Source organism: Salinispora pacifica DSM 45544 (assembly GCF_000378845.1).
GTDB classification, from domain to species: Bacteria; Actinomycetota; Actinomycetes; order Mycobacteriales; family Micromonosporaceae; genus Micromonospora; species Micromonospora pacifica.
Genome location: NZ_KB905359.1, coordinates 878,293 through 896,031 on the forward strand (window position 1 = coordinate 878,293; position 17,739 = coordinate 896,031).

18 protein-coding genes are annotated in these 17,739 nt (G+C 68.0%); 7 read left to right on the top strand and 11 right to left on the bottom strand.

Annotated features, from left to right (window positions below):
* Nucleotides 1–160: 160 nt before the first annotated feature.
* From SALPAC3_RS0104045 to SALPAC3_RS0104055, 3 genes are all read left to right on the top strand, one after another.
* On the top strand, nucleotides 161–2,071 hold the full coding sequence (locus SALPAC3_RS0104045; RefSeq protein ID WP_018219992.1) for an ATP-binding protein: 1,911 nt from the start codon (nucleotides 161–163) through the stop codon (nucleotides 2,069–2,071).
* Between the two features lie 181 nt (nucleotides 2,072–2,252).
* Nucleotides 2,253–3,122, top strand: coding sequence for a helix-turn-helix domain-containing protein (locus SALPAC3_RS0104050; protein ID WP_018219993.1), 870 nt, complete (start codon nucleotides 2,253–2,255; stop codon nucleotides 3,120–3,122).
* Between the two features lie 239 nt (nucleotides 3,123–3,361).
* Nucleotides 3,362–4,135 (top strand): class I SAM-dependent methyltransferase, encoded by a 774-nt coding sequence (locus SALPAC3_RS0104055; protein ID WP_018219994.1) that lies wholly within the window; start codon nucleotides 3,362–3,364, stop codon nucleotides 4,133–4,135.
* Nucleotides 4,136–4,385: 250 nt separating this feature from the next.
* Here SALPAC3_RS0104055 and SALPAC3_RS0104060 read toward each other — a convergent pair whose 3' ends face one another.
* The gene (locus tag SALPAC3_RS0104060) at nucleotides 4,386–5,837 is read right to left on the bottom strand and encodes an FAD-dependent monooxygenase (RefSeq protein ID WP_018219995.1); all 1,452 of its coding nucleotides are present in this window, start codon (nucleotides 5,835–5,837) and stop codon (nucleotides 4,386–4,388) included.
* 221 nt (nucleotides 5,838–6,058) lie between these two features.
* On the opposite strand from SALPAC3_RS0104060, the gene SALPAC3_RS0104065 reads away from it, so the two are divergent.
* Entirely contained in the window at nucleotides 6,059–6,769 is a 711-nt protein-coding gene (locus tag SALPAC3_RS0104065) for a nucleoside/nucleotide kinase family protein (protein ID WP_033774943.1), read from the top strand.
* Between the two features lie 111 nt (nucleotides 6,770–6,880).
* On the opposite strand, the gene katG is transcribed toward SALPAC3_RS0104065, so the two are convergent.
* The 6 genes from katG to SALPAC3_RS0104095 form a co-directional block, all read right to left on the bottom strand.
* A complete protein-coding gene (katG, locus tag SALPAC3_RS0104070) occupies nucleotides 6,881–9,157 on the bottom strand; it encodes a catalase/peroxidase HPI (RefSeq protein ID WP_018219997.1) in 2,277 nt (758 codons plus the stop codon).
* The gene (locus SALPAC3_RS0104075) at nucleotides 9,154–9,609 is read right to left on the bottom strand and encodes a Fur family transcriptional regulator (protein WP_018219998.1); all 456 of its coding nucleotides are present in this window, start codon (nucleotides 9,607–9,609) and stop codon (nucleotides 9,154–9,156) included. Before SALPAC3_RS0104075 ends, katG begins: the two co-directional genes overlap by 4 nt.
* A 165-nt stretch (nucleotides 9,610–9,774) precedes the next feature.
* Complete coding sequence (locus SALPAC3_RS0104080) at nucleotides 9,775–10,830, bottom strand: questin oxidase family protein (protein WP_018219999.1); 1,056 nt, start codon at nucleotides 10,828–10,830, stop codon at nucleotides 9,775–9,777.
* A gap of 101 nt (nucleotides 10,831–10,931) precedes the next feature.
* Entirely contained in the window at nucleotides 10,932–11,333 is a 402-nt protein-coding gene (locus tag SALPAC3_RS0104085) for a VOC family protein (protein ID WP_018220000.1), read from the bottom strand.
* Nucleotides 11,334–11,381: 48 nt separating this feature from the next.
* On the bottom strand, nucleotides 11,382–12,161 hold the full coding sequence (locus SALPAC3_RS0104090; protein WP_018220001.1) for a hypothetical protein: 780 nt from the start codon (nucleotides 12,159–12,161) through the stop codon (nucleotides 11,382–11,384).
* Nucleotides 12,158–12,658 carry a SigE family RNA polymerase sigma factor gene (locus tag SALPAC3_RS0104095; RefSeq protein WP_018220002.1) on the bottom strand — a complete coding sequence of 167 codons (501 nt, stop codon included), beginning with the start codon at nucleotides 12,656–12,658 and terminating at the stop codon, nucleotides 12,158–12,160. The genes SALPAC3_RS0104090 and SALPAC3_RS0104095 overlap by 4 nt, the downstream gene beginning before the upstream one ends.
* A 578-nt stretch (nucleotides 12,659–13,236) precedes the next feature.
* Between SALPAC3_RS0104095 and SALPAC3_RS0104100 the strand changes: the two genes are divergently transcribed.
* On the top strand, nucleotides 13,237–14,040 hold the full coding sequence (locus tag SALPAC3_RS0104100) for a nitroreductase family deazaflavin-dependent oxidoreductase (RefSeq protein WP_408640408.1): 804 nt from the start codon (nucleotides 13,237–13,239) through the stop codon (nucleotides 14,038–14,040).
* A 36-nt stretch (nucleotides 14,041–14,076) separates the two neighbouring features.
* Here the strand turns inward: SALPAC3_RS0104100 and SALPAC3_RS0104105 are convergent, their stop codons facing one another.
* The 4 genes from SALPAC3_RS0104105 to SALPAC3_RS0104120 form a co-directional block, all read right to left on the bottom strand.
* Nucleotides 14,077–14,367, bottom strand: a complete 291-nt coding sequence (locus tag SALPAC3_RS0104105; RefSeq protein ID WP_018220004.1) for a DUF2277 domain-containing protein — start codon at nucleotides 14,365–14,367, stop codon at nucleotides 14,077–14,079.
* A 54-nt stretch (nucleotides 14,368–14,421) separates the two neighbouring features.
* A complete protein-coding gene (locus tag SALPAC3_RS0104110; protein WP_018220005.1) occupies nucleotides 14,422–14,835 on the bottom strand; it encodes a VOC family protein in 414 nt (137 codons plus the stop codon).
* Between the two features lie 88 nt (nucleotides 14,836–14,923).
* Nucleotides 14,924–15,400: an SRPBCC family protein gene (locus SALPAC3_RS0104115; protein WP_018220006.1), complete on the bottom strand. Its 477-nt coding sequence runs from the start codon at nucleotides 15,398–15,400 to the stop codon at nucleotides 14,924–14,926.
* On the bottom strand, nucleotides 15,397–15,792 hold the full coding sequence (locus SALPAC3_RS0104120) for an ArsR/SmtB family transcription factor (protein ID WP_018220007.1): 396 nt from the start codon (nucleotides 15,790–15,792) through the stop codon (nucleotides 15,397–15,399). The genes SALPAC3_RS0104115 and SALPAC3_RS0104120 overlap by 4 nt, the downstream gene beginning before the upstream one ends.
* A gap of 223 nt (nucleotides 15,793–16,015) precedes the next feature.
* Here SALPAC3_RS0104120 and SALPAC3_RS0104125 point away from each other — a divergent pair, with 223 nt between their 5' ends.
* Both SALPAC3_RS0104125 and SALPAC3_RS0104130 read left to right on the top strand, forming a co-directional pair.
* Complete coding sequence (locus tag SALPAC3_RS0104125) at nucleotides 16,016–16,747, top strand: DNA alkylation repair protein (RefSeq protein ID WP_018220008.1); 732 nt, start codon at nucleotides 16,016–16,018, stop codon at nucleotides 16,745–16,747.
* Between the two features lie 10 nt (nucleotides 16,748–16,757).
* Complete coding sequence (locus SALPAC3_RS0104130; protein ID WP_018220009.1) at nucleotides 16,758–17,669, top strand: SDR family oxidoreductase; 912 nt, start codon at nucleotides 16,758–16,760, stop codon at nucleotides 17,667–17,669.
* Nucleotides 17,670–17,739 lie beyond the last annotated feature (70 nt).

Genomic DNA, 17,739 nt, shown 5'->3' on the forward strand with positions numbered 1-17,739 from the left:
AAATCGATCATTCGTTCCAGAGAAGCCAAAACCGAAGACGGACAGGCGCGGCCGAAGACCCTACCGCTTCAGCAAACCGAACAGCCGCTCAGGGCACCGCGAAACCTAACATAAACTAAACACGAACCGAGCGCAGCGACACAACAGCTTGGGGGGAACCATGAAGCGGATCGAGACCGACCCCCATATTCAGATCCTCGGTCCCGTCCAGGCGACGAGCTGCGGTATTGAGATCGACCTGGGACCCCCGAAACAACGAGCAATTCTCGCCCTGCTGGCGCTCCGGGCCGGACGACACGTACCACTCGATGAGGTGATCGCCACGCTCTGGGCGGGACAGTCACCGACGCGGGCCGCCAACCTCGTACACACCTACGTCGCCCGGCTACGCCAGGTGCTGGAACCAGAGACACCACGCCATCGGCGAACCAACGTCATCGCCTCGGTACCCGGCGGGTACCGGCTGGCTGTCGGCGTCGGGCAACTCGACCTACACGCCTTTCGTGCCGAAGTCCGGGAGGCGGTGTCCCTCCACGAGCACGGCCAGCTCACCGGCGCCTTCGCCCGCTTCGGCGAGAGCCTTGGCCGGTGGCGAGATCCCCAGGTCAGCGAGCTGGCCGCGCTCCTGATCGAGCAGGACGACATCCGTCCGCTACGGCAGGAGTTCCTGGCCGCGGCGCTCAACTATGTCGGCCTCGGGCTGGAGCTGGACCGACCGGAGGCGGTCCTGCCCGTCGCCGAACAACTGGCTTTGACCGAGCCACTCAACGAGCGGGTGCAGGCCCGACTGTTGCAGACGCTGGCCCGAATCGGCCAGCGGGCTCGGGCCATCGAACGGTACGCCGAGGTCCGCCGGCGGCTTCGGCTTGACCTCGGGGTGGACCCGGGGCCCGAACTGTCCGCGGCATACCGCGAGGTGTTGGACGCCAGGCTGACCGCGTCGGCCACCCAACGCCCGAGCCCGGCGCACGCCCCACCGTGGCGCTGGGCGGCGCCCCTGATCGACGAGCTGACCGGACGATCAGCCGATCTTGCGGCAGTCAACGACCTGCTCGACGGATATCGCCTGGTGAGCCTCACCGGTCCGGCCGGGGTGGGCAAGTCCGCGCTCGGCCTGGCCGTCGCCGAGCAGCAGCGGGCGCGGCACGCCGATGGGGTGGCGGTGGTCGACGTGACGAACGTACGCACCGGTCCCGCTCTCGAGCGGGCGGTGACCGCCGTGGTCGCCTCTTCGCCGCGGGCATCGACGGGACCACCCGTGCCCCTGGTACGTCAGCTGACCGACCGACGGCTACTGCTCGTGATCGACAACGCCGAGTTGGTTACCGATGCGACGGCCGACCTGGCGGACGAGCTGCTCCGGGGCTGTCCCGGCGTCACCGTCCTGTTGACCTCGCGCGAGTTGCTCGGGATGCGGTACGAGGCGGTGTATTCGGTCCGGCCGTTGCGCACCGATCCGGAGCCGGGGTCGTCGGCACCTCCACCCGCGCAACAGTTGTTCGCCCGACGGGCCATCCAGGTGCAGCCGAACTTCCGACTCGACGAGGCCACCGTGCCGGGGGTCACCGCGGTGTGCCGGGCCCTGGACGGCCTTCCGCTCGCCATCGAGTTGGCCGCAGCGTGTCTACGGACGCAACAGCTGGACGCCCTGGTTGAGGTCGTCGCCGATCCGCTGCATTGGCTCGGGCCGCCGCGACGAGGGGTGCCGAGTCATCATCGGTCGCTACACGCCGCTGTGTGGCGCAGCATCGAGTTGCTCGACGCGGCGGAGCTGCGCTGCTTCACCGGGCTCGGGGCGATGCCCGCCGACTTCGACCTGGCGGCCGGTGCGGGTGCCGGCGCGGGCACGGGTGCCGGTGCGGCGCTGATCGGTGATCTCCACGCCGTGCAGGTACTCCTGGATCGATTGGTCGACAAATCGGTGCTGGAGGTTCGACACGGTCCCGCCGGCCGGAGCTACCACATGCTCGGCACGGTGCACGCATTGGCCCGGCAGCTGTTTCAGGAGGGCGGCTACGCGGTGGCACCGCCCTCGGCACGGTGCACCTGCCGCTGCCACCTCGGCGATTAAGTCCGGGAGAGTCGTAAATCTTTCGGAACTCTCGTCCGCTATCCTGACGAGCATTTTTCAAGCGGAGCGACGCCATCTACACCGCACGGGGAGATGCGTGGTGGCGGCGGCTTCAAGAAAAGTTCAAGGAGGTCTCAGCAGAATTTCGGTGGGTGCCCGAACAACCGTACCGGGGGCGCACATGATTTCAACCTCAGGCGTCTCGCCCCACCTGGCGGACCAGGCCCGAAAGGCCGCCGCGGCACAGGCGATCGACTACATGCGCCAGCACCTGGCGGAGCCGCTGCAACTGGCCGACCTGGCTCGGGTAGCGCCGTTCAGCCCCTTCTACTTCCATCGCCTGTTCCGAGACGTGACCACGATGACTCCGGCCCGTTTCCTCGCCGCCCTACGTATGGCGGAGGCACGGCGGTTGCTGCTGCACACGGATCGGACCGTCACCGCGATCAGCCGGCGCGTCGGCTACACCAGCACCGCAACCTTCACCACCCAATTCTCGCGGCTGGTCGGTACCACGCCGGGGTACTTCCGGCAGGTGGCCCGTCTGCTCGATGGTCACTGCTGCCACATCCTGGCAGACCGACTCCACCGTACGGCCGCAGTGGTCACCCGCCCCCGACTCACCCTGCTCGTGCCCGACAGCGAACCCGGCGATCTGGTGCTGGTGGGCCTGCGCGGGAAGGGGCGGAGCACCGACGTACCGACCGCGTGGACGGTGGCCGCCGGCGGTTCGGCCGTTCCGGTCGTCGCCCGACCCAGCTCCTACCACGCCCAGATCGTGCTGGCGCGGGCACACCGCACGCTGATCAGCGCCCTGGTCGACGAGGATCCGGCGAGCTATCTGGTCGGCACGGCCGAGGTGGAGCTGACCCAGCGCGGCGCGACCGTGGGCCGAATCCTGATCGGACCGCGACGGCCCACCGATCCACCGGTGCTGGCGATCGGCCCGGTCGGCCGAATCATTGAGACGTTCGCCTGCCTCTCCGAACCGCCGCGATGGCCGGACTCGCCCCCACTGGCCAGTATGCCCAGCACGGTGGCCAGCGCATAAATTCCCTCTGGTACCAGAAGGCCGCAGCCAACTGACCGAGGTGCTGCAGTTGAACAGCCCGGAGTCCGCGCACCCGCAAATTCACCATCGGCATGCAGGCTCACCTCGGGAAGTACCGCTGGGCCAGCACCAACCCATCCCCTTCCAGACCGACGCCGACACCAGTGCCGTTGTGCCCCCGACCGCCCTCCCCTACTCTTTCGCCCATCATGTCACCCCCTCGCAGTGGGAGGTCGATAATGGACAGAAGCGATAGCCAGGATCTGCGGTCATTCGCACACGACTCACCTACCGAGACGGAGACGGCGCTACGGCTGACCAAACTCTTGGCCACCTCGCCGATTCCACCCGAGGAGATGATCAACAATCTGCCGCTCTTCCTCCGCCGGCATCAGCTGACCGACCTACTCTCCATGGACGCGCTGTACCGGAAGGTCCTCGACGTCCCCGGGGTGATCATGGAGTTCGGGGTCCGGTACGGCCGGCACCTCGCCACCTTCGCCGCCCTTCGCGGCGTCTACGAGCCGTACAACCCGCTGCGACGCATCGTTGGCTTCGACACCTTCACCGGCTTTCCCGACCTCAACGACGTCGACCGGGTGGGCCCGACCGCGTACGAGGGTCGCTTCGCCACCCCGCAGGGCTACCCGACGTACCTACGGGAAATCTTGGACGCACACGAACACAGTGAATTCTTCGGTCACGTCACCCAGCGCAGCGTGCTGGTCCAAGGCGACGTACGAGAGACCGTGCCGCGTTACCTGGAGGAGAACCCGCAGACCGTCGTCGCCCTGGCCTACCTCGACCTGGATCTGTACGAACCGACGAGGGCGGCCCTGGAGGCCATTCTGCCGCGCCTGACCAGGGGTAGCATTGTCGCCTTCGACGAGGTGGACAACCCGAAGTGGCCCGGCGAAAACGTCGCCGTACGGGAAGTGCTCGGGCTGGACCACGCGCCGCTGCGGCTACTGCCCGGTCGGCCGGCCCCGGCCTACCTGGTCTGGGGAGACTGAGTCGAGCTGGCTCCCTCGGGCGGCAACACGCTCAGCTGTGTCGGCTGAATCCCGCGGCGACCCCTTCCCACCCGACTCGGCGAAGGGGCCGGAGTAGATCAGCAGCGTGAGGTCGGGAGGCCCCGGCGGCGACCGCCGACCCGCGTTCGGCGGCCCCGACGGGACCACGACTCCCGGAGCGACCCGCTGAGCCCACGACCTCCGCGCAAACCCCCGCTGGCAGCAGCAGAGTGGGACTACGTACACCAGGTCACGACGCGGGCCGAGCGGCGCCCCAGGCGGACAGGGCCTGATCCAGGTCGGGCCCGGTGGAACCGGCCCAGGCGACATACCCATCGGGTCGCACCAACATCGGTGTGGTCGGCTCCGCCGGCCGGAACGTCACCAGGTGGTCGTAGCCGGGGCCGCTCGGATCCGGATCCACCAGGACGAAGCCGCCACCCCGCAGCGCCGTGTACAGCCGACTCCCGTCCTGGGCCGTGAGGTCGGGGGCGCGCTGCCCGACCAGCGGATGCGCACCGCGGGCGGCCGGATAGCGTACGCCGATCCCGCTGAGCCGCATTCGCAGCTGGTCGCCCAGGGGGCGTACGGCAATGCCGGCGCGGAAGAGTCCGTTTCGGGCCGCCCGCGCGAGCGAGGAACGGAGGATCACCGCCCGGATCAGTCCTCCACTCGTACGCAGCACCATTCGACCGACCGGCCGGCGCTCCGCCTCGTACGTGTCGAGCAGGCTGTCACCAGCCCGACCCTGCACCACGGCAGCGAGCTTCCACCCCAGGTTGGCCGCGTCCTGCAGACCGGTGTTCATACCCATGCCACCGGCTGGCGAGTGAACGTGGGCGGCGTCACCGGCGAGCAGCACCCGCCCCTGCCGGTAGGCGGTGGCCTGCCGCTCGTCGCTGTGGAACCGGGACATCCAGCGTGGACTGTGCATGCCGTAGTCAGTTCCGGCGATCCGGCGTACCAGTGTGGCGATCTCCGCAAGGGTGACCGGCGTGCTGTCGGGCGGCTCCCAGTTCGGGTCCCGCGCCATGACCCGGTACCAACCGTCGCCGAACGGGACGATCAGGCAAAAGCCATGCTGGTTACCCTGGACCGTGAGCACCTCCGGCGGCGACTCGGTGAGCTGGACGTCAGCCAAGATCAGTGAACGGAGTACGGAGTGGCCCGGGAAGTCCAGGCCGAGCTGCTCCCGCACCGTGGAGTGGCGTCCGTCGGCGCCGACGACGTACCGGCCCGTCAACGTGTGGACGTCCCCATCGCGGTCAACGGTCAGCTGCACCTCATCCTGGCCTGACTCGATCTTGATTACCCGGGCGCCGCGGATCAGATCGACCCCACCTGCTACGGCGCGCTCCAGCAACAGGCGCTCCACCTGGTACTGGGGGGTGACGAGCAGGAACGGGAAGCGGGTCGGCAGCGACGCGAGGGACACCGACACCGTGCCGAACAACCGGAGCCGGCCCAGCGCCTTGCCGGTGTCGACCAGTTGGTCGGCGAGCCCACGGGCGTCGAACTGTTCGAGCGTCCGGGCGTGCACCCCGAAAGCTCGGGTCAGGTTCGACTCGTCGCGGCGCTTCTCCAGAACAGCGACCCGAACCCCGGCCGCCGCGAGATCACCGGCGAGCAGCAGCCCGGTTGGTCCGGCTCCGACAATCACGACATCGTACGTGGTTTCGTCCATCGGATCAGCCACCTCCACACTCCGTTGCGCGGGATCGCCCCAAGTCAGAATCGAGCGAGAACTCGTTCCACTCGCACTGGTGAGCCTACGCAGACGGCCATCATCGCCACCAGAGAGTGATGACTGTGGCTTCGATGACAATAAAAATATGGCAGCGATACAGATCGGCTGCTAAGGCCTGTCGTCCTTGGTGGCCTCTGGGTTAGATTCCGATCATGGAGCGTCATGGCGTGGTGCAGATGTCGGTGTCGACGTGGCAGCAGCCGCTACCGGCCGTCGGGTCGGCGGTGCGCTCGGCGTTGGTCGCCGAGGTCGCCGAGCGGGTGTTGGCGTGCGGCGACAGACGGCTGCGGGTGGGCATCGACGGGTTGACCGCTGCAGGTAAGACCAGCTTCGGCCATGAACTGGCGCAGCAGATCAGCGCCCGGGGCCGACCCGTGTTACGGGCCACTCTGGACGACTTCAAGAGGCCGTGGCGGGATCGACACCGTTATGACCGGGAATCGGGCGAGGGCTACTACCGCAACGCGTACGACTACGAAGCCGTCGCGCGGCTGTTGCTGCGGCCGGTCGCCCCCGAGGGATCTGGCGCATGCGTGTTGTGCAGCATCGACCCACTAACTCAACGTGACCACCGTGAGGTGGTCAACCAAGCGGCGGCGGATGCGGTACTGATCGTCGACGGCGTGTTCGCGTTTCGCCCAGAGATCAACGACTACTGGAACTATCGGATCTGGCTGGACGTCGACGAGCAGACTTCCGTGCATCGCGGCACCTACCGGGACCAGACCTGGGCCGGCGCGGAAGCTGAAGCGATACACCGCGAGCGCTACTTGGTGGCCATGCGGCTCTACCTGACCGAGGTGAGCCCCCTGCGGCTGGTTGACGTGATCATCGACAACACGGTGTTCGACCGCCCGCAGATCATGCCAGCCGGGCGGGACGGTTGACACCTGCCACAGCCGCCGGTCGCCCTGGTCAGACACCGCCGCCGACGCTGGGTCGGACAGCGACGAGCCGGTCGACCCTCCTCGGGTCGACCGGCTCGTCGTGGGGTCCGATCAGGCTAGGTCGAACCGGTCGAGCTCCATGACCTTGGTCCAGGCCGCGACGAAGTCCTGCACGAACTTCTCCCGCGCGTCCTCGCTGGCGTACACCTCGGCGAGGGCCCGCAGCTGCGAGTTGGAGCCGAAGATGAGGTCAACCGCGCTGGCGGTCCACTTCACGTTGCCGGTGGCCAGATCCCGAATCTCGTACCCGTGCTCAGTGGACTCCGACGCCTTCCACTGCGCGCCCGAGGCGAGCAGGTTGGTGAAGAAGTCGTTGGTGAGCACACCGGGACGGTCGGTGAGCACGCCGTGCCGGCTGCCGCCAGCATTGGCCTCGAGCGCCCGCAGGCCGCCGATGAGGACGGTCATCTCGGGTGCGGTCAGGTTGAGCAGGTAGGCGCGGTCAACGAGCAGCACCTCCGGCTGGGTCTTCTCACCGGGACGCAGGTAGTTCCGGAACGCGTCGGCCCGCGGTTCGAGCACCCGGAAGGACTCAACGTCGGTCTGCTCCTGGGTGGCGTCGGTGCGACCCGGCCGGAACGGCACAGTCACCTCGACGCCGGCGTCCCGCGCCGCCTTCTCGACCGCGGCCGAGCCGGCCAGCACGATCAGGTCCGCGAGCGAGATCTTGGCGCCACCAGCGGCGTTGAACTCCCGCTGGATCTCCTCCAGCGCCGCCAGGACGCTGGCGAGTTGCTCGGGCTGGTTGACCTCCCAGCTGCGCTGCGGCTCGAGGCGGATCCGGGCACCGTTGGCGCCACCGCGCTTGTCGGTGTAGCGGAAGCTGGCCGCGGAGGCCCACGCGGTGGAGACCAGCTGGGCGGTCGTCAGGCCAGACCCAAGCACCTTCGCCTTGAGGGCGGCGATGTCGGCTGCGCCGACGAGCTCGTGGTCAACGGCGGGTACCGGGTCCTGCCACAGCTGCGGCTGCGCCACCCACGGCCCGAGGAACCGGCTGACCGGGCCCATGTCGCGGTGTAGCAGCTTGTACCAGGCCTTGGCGAAGGCCAGCGCAAACTCGTCCGGGTTCTCCAGGAAACGACGCGAGATCCGCTCGTACGCCGGGTCAACGCGCAGCGACAGGTCGGTCGTGAGCATCGTCGGCTTGTGCTTCTTGGTCGAGTCGTACGCGTCGGGAATGATCGCCTCGGCGTCCTTGGCGACCCACTGCTTCGCACCACCGGGGCTGGTGGTGAGTTCCCACTCGTAGCCGAACAGGATCTCGAAGAAGCGGTTACTCCACTGCGTCGGCCGGTCGGTCCAGGTCACCTCGAGGCCGCTGGAGATCGTGTCGGCGCCCGCGCCGCTGGCGTGGCTGCTCAGCCAGCCCAGGCCCTGCGCCTCCAGGGGGGCGCCCTCGGGCTCAGGGCCCACGTGGTCGTCGGCGACCCCGGCACCGTGCGTCTTGCCGAAGGTGTGGCCGCCGGCGATGAGGGCCACGGTCTCCTCGTCGTTCATCGCCATCCGGCGGAAGGTCTCCCGGATGAAGTACGCCGCCGCGGCCGGGTCCGCGTTGCCGCGGGGCCCCTCCGGGTTGACGTAGATCAGACCCATCTCGGTCGACCCGACGCCGGCCACGAACTCCTTCTCGGAGACGTAGCGCTCGTCGCCGACCCAGGTGTCCTCCGAGCCCCAGAAGATCTCCTCCGGCTCCCAGACATCCTCCCGGCCGAAACCGAACCCGAACGTCTTGAAGCCCATCGACTCCAGGGCCACGTTGCCGGCGAGCACGAGCAGGTCGGCCCAGGAGATCTTCTGACCGTACTTCTGCTTGACCGGCCACAGCAGCCGCCGGGCCTTGTCCAGGTTGACGTTGTCCGGCCAGCTGTTCAGCGGCGCGAACCGCTGGCCGCCGTCACCAGCGCCACCGCGGCCGTCGTGGATGCGGTAGGTGCCGGCGGCGTGCCAGCTCAGCCGGATCATCAGACCGCCGTAGTGGCCGAAGTCGGCCGGCCACCAGTCCTGCGAGGTGGTGAGCACCTCGGTGATGTCCCGCTTGAGGGCTTCGACGTCGAGCTTGGCGAACTCCTTGGCGTAGGAGAAATCCTCGCCCAACGGGTTGACCTTCGCCGAGTTGGTGGAAAGCACCGACAGGTCAAGCTGGTTGGGCCACCAGTCCCGGTTGGTACGCGGACGGCCACCAGCGACCGCGGTGGGAGAGTCGATCGCCGGGCTCTCGCTCTCGCTGCCGTGCGCGGTGACGGAGTCGTGCGCGACCGGACAGCCGGCCGCCGCCTTCTGATCCACGCCCTGCGCGCTGACGGGGGCGTTGTCCTGAGTGTCGCTCATCTACTTCCCTTCACGTGGTGGAGCGCGGAAGGCGCGTCCGATTTCTTGCAGTTGGGGCAGGTGCCCCGGTAGACAACCTCCGCCTCATCCACCACGAAACCGTGGTCGTCGGAGGCGGTGAGGCAGGGAGCGCGACCAACCGCGCAGTCGACATCGGCGATCGCTCCGCAGGACCGGCACACGACATGGTGATGGTTGTCCCCCACCCGGGACTCATACCGAGCGGGGGCGCCGGTCGGTTGAATGCGTCGCACCAGGCCGGCGGTGGTGAGCGCGCGGAGCACGTCATACACCGTCTGATGCGACACGGTGGGGTTATCCACCCGAACCAGGGCGATAACCTCATCGGTGTCGACATGCGGGTGGTCCCGCAGCGCGGCGAGCACCGCCATCCGAGGTCGGGTCACGCGCAACGAGACCGCCCGCAGCTGCGTCTCGAAGTCGGGCGTCACGCGACGACGATAGCCAGTCTTCTGGAATGAATCAAGTTTTACGACGGGCGGAGTGCGGGTGGACCAGCCGCCCCGACGAGTCCGACCGGCCAGCACAGGTCGAGAACCTCCTCGCCCAGGACGACGACGTTGCCCCGAACAGCCCAGGAACCGGGGCGCTCCGGTTCACCCCGGCCCGATCTGTTCTGTCGCGCGTACCGATGCGGCGAGCAGGGCAGCGTCACCGGTGCCGGCGTACGCGTCGAACACGGTATCGGCGAACTTGATGGCGTGCGGATCCGCGGACTCCACCGCGAGCCGCATGGCCTCGGCTGCCTCCTGTTCGGCCACGAGCAGCGGCCGGGGTTCTCCGATCGCCGGGGCGTACGCAGCGGTGATGGCCGCGGTGGCGGCCCAGCCGGCGGCGAGGCTGGCCGGCCAGATCTCCCGGGGCAGGGCGGGCAGGGTGCGCAGGACCGCGTTCGGGGCGGTGGCGGCGTGCACCAACATGACCGGCTTGGCGTAGCCGTGGGTGCCGTGCCGGGTAATCGCCGCGTACACGATTCCCGCCAGCCGGGCTGGCACGGCCTCCGGCCCGTCGGCGACCTTCCCGCTACCTGCTCCGCGGCCGGGCACCGCGCCGGCCACCGCCGACCAGCCGGGCAGGTCAGCCAGTTGAGCGAGCCGGGCCCGGATACCGAACCGCTGGTCGGGTACGCGGGGCACCGCGTCGAGCGCAGCGCGGGGATCGATGGCGGGATACGGCCCAGCTCCGGGCGGCGCGAGGGGCTGCCACCGGGCCGCCCAGTAGGCCAGCCCCTGCCCGAGTTCACCGACCCGCGGGACGGTCTCCTCGTCCAGCAGGGCGCGAACGGCGTGGCCGACCCGGATCACGCCGTGGGTGGCACCGGCCGCGATGCCGGGCAGCAGGCGGGGCCACCATCGCGCGAGCACCTGCCGCCACGGCTCATCGGCCAGTTCCCGGTCGAAGTAGTTGAGCCAATCACCGGTGCGTACGGCGTCGCCGAGCGGATCCCGCCACTCGTCGGCGGTGATCGGCTCGATTCCCCGTGGTCGCTCCTCCAGCCGGTCCGCGTACCCGTCCAGCCATCGGTGGATGACTGCGGCGTGGCCGCGCCGGGCGAGCGCCTCAACAGCCATGGGCGCGTGGTTGGAGAGCCACCCATCCCGTTCCGGTCCGAAGCACCGGATCCGTTGAAGGGCCTCGTCGATTTGATCCATTCGGGAACGGTAGAAGTTGAAGTGAGGTTGAGGTCAACTGCCGACGTGCCCCCGGCGCACCGGGGCGACCTGGGCGCGACGGGCGAACTGGTCCCGCTGGGTCAGCCCGCGTTCGACCAGGATCGGCTGGACAGGACCACCCGGTAGCCATCCGGGTCCTCGACAGTGACGCCCCAACGATCCCAGTAGGGCCCCTGGGCGACCACCCGACCGCCGGCCTGCTTCAGGCCGTCGATGGTCGCGTCGTCGATCGGCCGGCCCAGGTAGAGCACCAGTAGGTCCTGGGCGGTGGGCGCCGGCCGCACCGAAAGATCGGCGCCGCCGACCAACTCCAGGTGCCAGTTTGCCTCCCGTCGCCCGAGGATCAGCAGGTCGTGCTCACCGGGTCGGTTCGCCGCGATCCGGTGCAGCAGGGCCAGGCCGAGACCCTCGACGTAGAACCGTTCCGCAGCCGCCAGATCCGTGCACGGGCGCGCGATCCGTACCGCCACCTCGTTGGCCATCAGCCCTCCACTCGGTAGTCAGCCGCACTCCTGGCGAGCGCCGACTCGTCACGGTGGCAGGATGCCGGCGGCCACCGCCCTCAGGTCCGCAACGGGCACCGCTCCATTCCCGCTAACGTCGATCACCGTACCGCTGGACGTCGTGATCACCACCGCGTGGACGGTGACCTCGGAGCCGATAGTTCTGGTGAGCTGGGCCTGACCGGCCGGAACCGGGAAGCTGTCAATCACCTCCGTGCCTTTGATGGCCCAGCCGACCAGCCACTCGGTGACCTGCGCCCGATCAACCTCCGCCGTCGTCCGTTCCGGGCGCAACACCGAAATCCAGAGCCAATTCGACCCGTTGGGTCGCACATAGTTACGGTAAGTTGTCGTGGCGGTCGGATGGTCGGAGCCGGCGACCGCTCCGCCACCTGGCGAGGTGGGCACGCCGCGGTCGTTGTGCAGTTGGTTCTTCGACACGGCATAGCTAACAGGTCCAAACTGCGCAACATTGGCCCGCAGCCCTTCCGGAACGGAGGTGATCCGGTAGCCGTCCAGTGGCTGGTAAAGCGGGTACGCAACGAAGGTTGGCGGGGCGGCCACCGACGGACCGGTGGACGAGTTCGGAAGCGGAGCCGATTGGGTGATCCCGGTCAGGGAAACCGCGACAGTGACAGCGATGGCCGTGGCGGCTACCGCGCCGCCGGCCACACCCGCGCGCAGCATTCGACGTCGGCGTACGCCGCGATGCACCCGGGTGACGAAAGCGTCCGTGACCGGGAGCGCGAAGTCTTCTCTATCCAATTCGGTTAGCTTGTCGGCGAGATTCTCGGACACCGAATTCACCCTTCTGCTGACAGCGTCGTACGGAGGCGGGACAAACCTCGGGAGAGTTGCGACCGCACCGTCGCCGGGGTGCAGTTCAGGAGGCGACCGATCTCGTCGTCCGGTAGATCAGCGACGTAGCGTAGGGCGATCGCCGCCCGCTGTTTCGGTGGCAGGCTCGCGAGGATCCGCCGAACCCCGGCGGTCGACTCCACCGCGGCCAGTGCGGTGTCCTCGTACCCGGCTTCCGGAATGGTGTCGGTCGGCGTCGGCCGGCGACGTCGGCGTTCGTTGAGGAAGAGGTTGGTCATGGTGCGCTGGGCATAGCCAACTGGATTTCCGTCCGCGCGCACCCGTGACCAGGCCAGCCCGACGCGGATCAGGGTCTCCTGGGCGAGATCTTCCGCGGCGGCTCGGTCCAGCGTCAGAATGTTGCCCAAGCGCAGCAGCCCGGCGGCGCTCTGTCGCACGAACGCGTCGAACCCGGACCCGTCCGGTGGGAGTGCAGTCGCCTTCACACTATGACTACCCCGCATCCCCCTGGAAATGTTGCATGGGTCCCCTGATTCGGGTGCCTGGGCACCTCACCTCGATCAGCAGATCCTGACGTCCGGGCCACCGCCTGCTGCCCGCTCCCTCGTCGGCGAACGGACGCAGCGGCCACGTGGCCCACGGAGCCGACCGAGCCGGTAGAGCCAACAGAGCCGAAGAGCTAACAGCTTTGGGGTGAGACAGAAATATCTACCTATGCTATCGTCGCGCTATGACTGCCGGGTCGGCTACACGCCAGAAGCGAATAGGGTTCCCGGCCTGGGCATGATCGCCTGGTGGGGCCGAGCCCCACCCCTCCGCGGTCAGCTATTTACCAGCACAGTAACCGTACTTCTGCTTGCTGTCGCCCGCGCTTTTCTTCTCCCCGCGTCTCGCCGCGCCACCTCCTCAGGCACACCCGGCCCCGAGTCGGTGATTTGTCGTGCCCGCACCAATTCGCTGGCCGACCGCCATCGTCCCGGGCTGGGCTGGTAGCCGCTGACAAAGAACGACACCCCACCGAAGGATTGGAGTACACCCTTTGCCGTCCAACCACGCTACCCAGATCAAGAATTTCCACACCCAACAGGGACATGCCTCGAAGATTCCCGAAGACCGGCGGAGCATCCTGCTCACCACCGTAAACCGAGAAACCGGGGCACCGCGTACCACCTGGGTGGAGTTCTTCCTCGACGAAGACCGACGCATCCTGGTCGTCGCGCTGCCCGACGGCAGTCGCAACAAGCCGGGCTGGTATAACGACCTGCTCGCCGAGCCGCAGGTGACCCTGGAGAACGACGCCTTCACGATCGAGGCACACGCGGTGCGGCTCGGGGAGAGCGAACGAGACGCCGCGCTCGACCGGGCGGCGGAGCTGGACCCCGTACTGCGGCGGGAGCGTTCCCGCGCCCCGGAACCGCCACCGGTTGTGGCGCTGAACCCGGTCCACGGCCGGCCGGTCGGGGCCACCTGGAGCAGCAGCCTGAAGCTGATTCACGACGCCTTCCGCCGCGAGTTGGCGATCCTCCGCAACGAGCTGGCACGGCCGGGGGCGCGCCTCGGTGCGCAGTTGCGCATCAACTGCCTCGCCCTCTGCGGCGGCCTCGGTCATCATCATCGCAGCGAGGACGACCAGCTACTCCCGGTAGTTGCCCGGCACCATCCCGAACTCGCCGACGCGGTACGGCGGCTGCGGGAGGAACACGCGGCGATGGACGCGCTGCTCCAGCAACTGCAGCAGGTGGTCGGGGCAGCCGACGTGGACCGGGCGAGCGTGCGTACCGAGGTCGACCGGCTCACCGCCGCGGTCGAGGCACATCTCGACTACGAGGAGGCGCAACTCCTACCGGTCCTCGCGGCTCTTCGCTGAACAGGCAGGTGACAACCCGGCCTGACCACGGCTTGGTCAGGCCGGCCCCGCTGCTGCGCGGTCCCCGTACCGCTCGGCCGCACGCGCCCTGGCCTTCGCGGCCTCCACTGCGCGGTCCCGGGGCGGCGCCTTGGTCACCAGGTCACCCAGGAGGGTCTGGGTGGCCGCGGCGACCGCCCGAACGGCTTCGTTGAACGCCTCCTCGTTGGCCGCAGACGGTCTGGTCGCCCCACTTACCTTGCGCACGTACTGGATCGCAGCGGCCTCGATCTCGTCGTCGGTGGCGGGCGGTTCAAAGTTGTGGAGCACGCGAATGTTCCGACACATGGCTCTACGATGCCAGGCCCGAGCCCCAACCTGAACCGCCCATGCCCCACCGCACTATCCGCGGGATGAGATCTGTTGCACTGTCCATTGGTTGCCGTCCGGGTCGTCAAAAACGACGAAACCGACATTGTCCAGGCTGTCGCCGTCCTGAGCCGGGCGAAAGCCCTCCGACCCGGCCACATGAACCTCGCTGACCTCGACCCCCCGCTCCACCAACTGCTGATGGGCCTTCCGCACGTCCGCGACCACGAACTGCACCCCCTTCAGCGAGCCCGGCTCCATGGAACTGATGCCCTTCCCGATGATGATCGAGCACCCGGAACCCGGTGGGGTCAGCTGCACCGGACCGAACCCGCCGTCGCCACGAGAATCAAAATCCAGGTGGAAACCCAGCTTCTCGGTGAAGAAATCCTTGGCGCGGTCCACGTCCGCCACCGGCACCAGCACCACTTCCAGAGTCCAGTTCATTACTCCCGCTCTCGCTTACGCTATCCCTTGCTTGGCCGGACGCGTTTCGCCGGCCGCCGACATATTCCTGGTGACCCCGGGGCCCACATCACCGTGACGCGAGCACCTCGTCGAGCCGGTCGTAGCTCTCCCCCACACCCCGCTCCATCGGAGTAGCCAGCACCAGGTCACGCACCTCCGGCGACGAGTAGCGCAGGGTGGTCTGGAGCGTGGTCAACCCGGCGCGCTCCGTGAGGACGGTGGTGACGAGGGACTCGCCCGGCACCCACTGGTCGTCGTAGGACTCGGTGTAGACGAGCCGGTCCGGCGCCTGGATCTCGCGGTACACCCCGCCCTGGCCCATCCTCAGGCCATCCGGCCCCACCGAGACGAAGCGCCAGCTACCACCGACCCGTAGCTCCACCTCGCATTCGACCAGGCGCCAACCGCGAGCGCCGAACCACCGCCTGAGCAACTCAGGCTTGGTCAACGTGTCGAACACGAGGTGCCGTGGTGCGTTGAACACCCGGGTCAGGACAATGTCAGTCGGCGTCGGTGTGGTCACTCGCAGGGTCTTCGCCGTCATGTCCCCTGCCCCTCCCGGCCGCCGCTCGACTGGCGGACATCGTCACCGGCTTGAAGTTCGTCGAGCAGTTCGTCCAGGCGCCCGTACGCCTCCGCCCAGTAGCCGCGATAGGTCTCCAGCCAGTCCACGACCAACCTGAGCTGGCGCCCCTCAAGGTGACACGGTCGACGCTGGGCGACCCGTCCGCGGGAGATCAGCCCCGCGCTCTCCAAGACCTTCAGGTGCCGAGAGATCGCTGGTTGACTCACCGGGAACGGGGCGGCGATCTCCTTCACCGTCGCGTCGCCCTGCGCGAGCCGGGCGAGGATCGCTCGCCGGATCGGGTCCGCCAAGGCCGCGAAGGTGGCGTCGAGGCGCTCGGACTCATCGAGTGCATAGCCAACTTGTTTCATAACGAGTTGGTTATATCCTTCCTCTACTGCCCCGTCAAGCCCGATCCCGGCATGTCTTCGCAGGTAAAGGGCGCTCCGGCGAGGTGACGCGAGCTGAACGGCCGCCCAACAAGCGCACCCGTTCTGCAGGTACGCGGCAGTCCGGCTCCCCGGGACACGCGTGGTCGAGCGGCACCGGGTGGCGCAGGGGTCGATACGATCGCCTATCGATCGGAGGGCCACCATGCCGGATGTCAGCGCCGAGCAGTTCGTCGAAAAATTGCAGACGTACCAGTCGGATGAGGAGCTCCGCAAGATCCAGCGCTACTTCAGGCACGCCGAGGGCGACACGTTCCTGGGCGTCCGGATGGGGCAGGTATTCGCACTGGCCAAAGAATTCATCGACCTGGCGCCCGGCGAGATCGAAACCCTACTCGACAGCCCGATCCACGAGGTACGCGCCGGCGCGGTAAGCATCATGTCCAAGCAGGCCGCGCGGAAGAGGACCACCGACGCGCGCCGGGCGGAGCTGTACGACCTCTACCTGCGCCGGCACGACCGGATCGACAACTGGGACCTGGTCGACCTCGGTGCCGCAAACGTGGTGGGGGCGTATCTGGTCGACAAGCCCCGCGACGTGCTGTACGAGTTGGCCCGCTCGGACGACCCGTGGCAGCGACGAACCGCGATCGTCAGCACCATGGCGTTCGTACGCGCCGGTGACCTCGACGACACGTTCCGGATCGCCGAGATGTTCGTTGCTGATCCACATGATCTGATCCACAAGGCCACCGGCTGGCTGCTGCGCAGCGCCGGGGACCAGGACCGGGCGCGGCTGCTCGACTTCCTCGACCGACACGCGGCCACCCTGCCCCGGACACTACTGCGCGCAGCCATCGAGCACCTCGACAGGGAGCAGCGGACCTACTACCTGGGCCGGAAAAAGACCGAGCAGGGAGCCTCGGTTCGTCGCTAGGGTGCGACGCATGACCAAGCTGCTGACCGGGAGAGTGGCGCTCGTCGCCGGAGGGACCCGAGGCGCCGGGCGAGGAACCGCCATCCAGCTCGGAGCGGCCGGGGCCACGGTCTACGTGACCGGCAGGTCAACCCGCGCCCAGCGGTCGGAGATGAACCGACCGGAGACCATTGAGGAAACCTCCGAATTGGTCAGCGCCGCCGGTGGGGTCGGCATCGCGGTGCAGGTCGACCACCTTGTCCCCGACGAGGTACGCGAGCTGATCGCCCGGATCGAAACCGAGCAGGGCGCCCTCCACGTAGTCGTCAATGACATCTGGGGCACCTCCCAGGTGGAGTGGAACAAAACGGTCTGGGAGTCAGACCTGGACGCCGGGCTACACACGCTGCGTCTCGCCGTGGAAACCCACGCCATCACCAGTCACTTCGCGCTACCCCTGCTCATCAGGAACCCGGGCGGGCTGGTTGTCGAGATGACCGACGGGACAGACGAGTACAACGCGGCCACCTACCGCAACTCGTTCTTCTACGATCTCGCCAAGGGCGCCGTGAGCCGGATGGCGTTCGCCCTGGCGCACGAACTCCGATCGCATGACACGACGTCGGTGCTGCTCACGCCCGGATGGTTGCGGTCCGAGGACATGCTGGACAGCTTCGGTGTGACCGAGCAGAACTGGCGCGACGCACTCACGGTCGAGCCCCACTTCGCCATCTCCGAAAGCCCGGCCTATGTTGGCCGCGCCGTGGCGGCCCTGGCACAAGACCCGGAGGTGTCCCGCTGGCACGGCAGGTCGCTGTCCAGCGGGGAGTTGGCGCAGGTCTACGGCTTCACCGACCTTGATGGGAGTCAGCCCGACGCCTGGCGATACCTGGTCGAGGTGCAGGACGTCGGCAAGCCCGCCGACCCGACCGGATACCGCTGACCCAACCCGGGCCAGTAGCCGCACGACGACAAACATGTTCACCCATTGAACACCTTCGAGAAATTGAAGG

Coding starts and splice junctions, on each gene's coding strand:
- SALPAC3_RS0104045 (WP_018219992.1), top strand. CDS start 161: ATGAAGCGGATCGAGACCGACCCCCATATTCAGATCCTCGGTCCCGTC.
- SALPAC3_RS0104050 (WP_018219993.1), top strand. CDS start 2,253: ATGATTTCAACCTCAGGCGTCTCGCCCCACCTGGCGGACCAGGCCCGA.
- SALPAC3_RS0104055 (WP_018219994.1), top strand. CDS start 3,362: ATGGACAGAAGCGATAGCCAGGATCTGCGGTCATTCGCACACGACTCA.
- SALPAC3_RS0104065 (WP_033774943.1), top strand. CDS start 6,059: ATGTCGGTGTCGACGTGGCAGCAGCCGCTACCGGCCGTCGGGTCGGCG.
- katG (WP_018219997.1), bottom strand. CDS start 9,157: ATGAGCGACACTCAGGACAACGCCCCCGTCAGCGCGCAGGGCGTGGAT.
- SALPAC3_RS0104080 (WP_018219999.1), bottom strand. CDS start 10,830: ATGGATCAAATCGACGAGGCCCTTCAACGGATCCGGTGCTTCGGACCG.
- SALPAC3_RS0104085 (WP_018220000.1), bottom strand. CDS start 11,333: ATGGCCAACGAGGTGGCGGTACGGATCGCGCGCCCGTGCACGGATCTG.
- SALPAC3_RS0104105 (WP_018220004.1), bottom strand. CDS start 14,367: ATGTGTCGGAACATTCGCGTGCTCCACAACTTTGAACCGCCCGCCACC.
- SALPAC3_RS0104110 (WP_018220005.1), bottom strand. CDS start 14,835: ATGAACTGGACTCTGGAAGTGGTGCTGGTGCCGGTGGCGGACGTGGAC.
- SALPAC3_RS0104115 (WP_018220006.1), bottom strand. CDS start 15,400: ATGACGGCGAAGACCCTGCGAGTGACCACACCGACGCCGACTGACATT.
- SALPAC3_RS0104120 (WP_018220007.1), bottom strand. CDS start 15,792: ATGAAACAAGTTGGCTATGCACTCGATGAGTCCGAGCGCCTCGACGCC.
- SALPAC3_RS0104125 (WP_018220008.1), top strand. CDS start 16,016: ATGCCGGATGTCAGCGCCGAGCAGTTCGTCGAAAAATTGCAGACGTAC.
- SALPAC3_RS0104130 (WP_018220009.1), top strand. CDS start 16,758: ATGACCAAGCTGCTGACCGGGAGAGTGGCGCTCGTCGCCGGAGGGACC.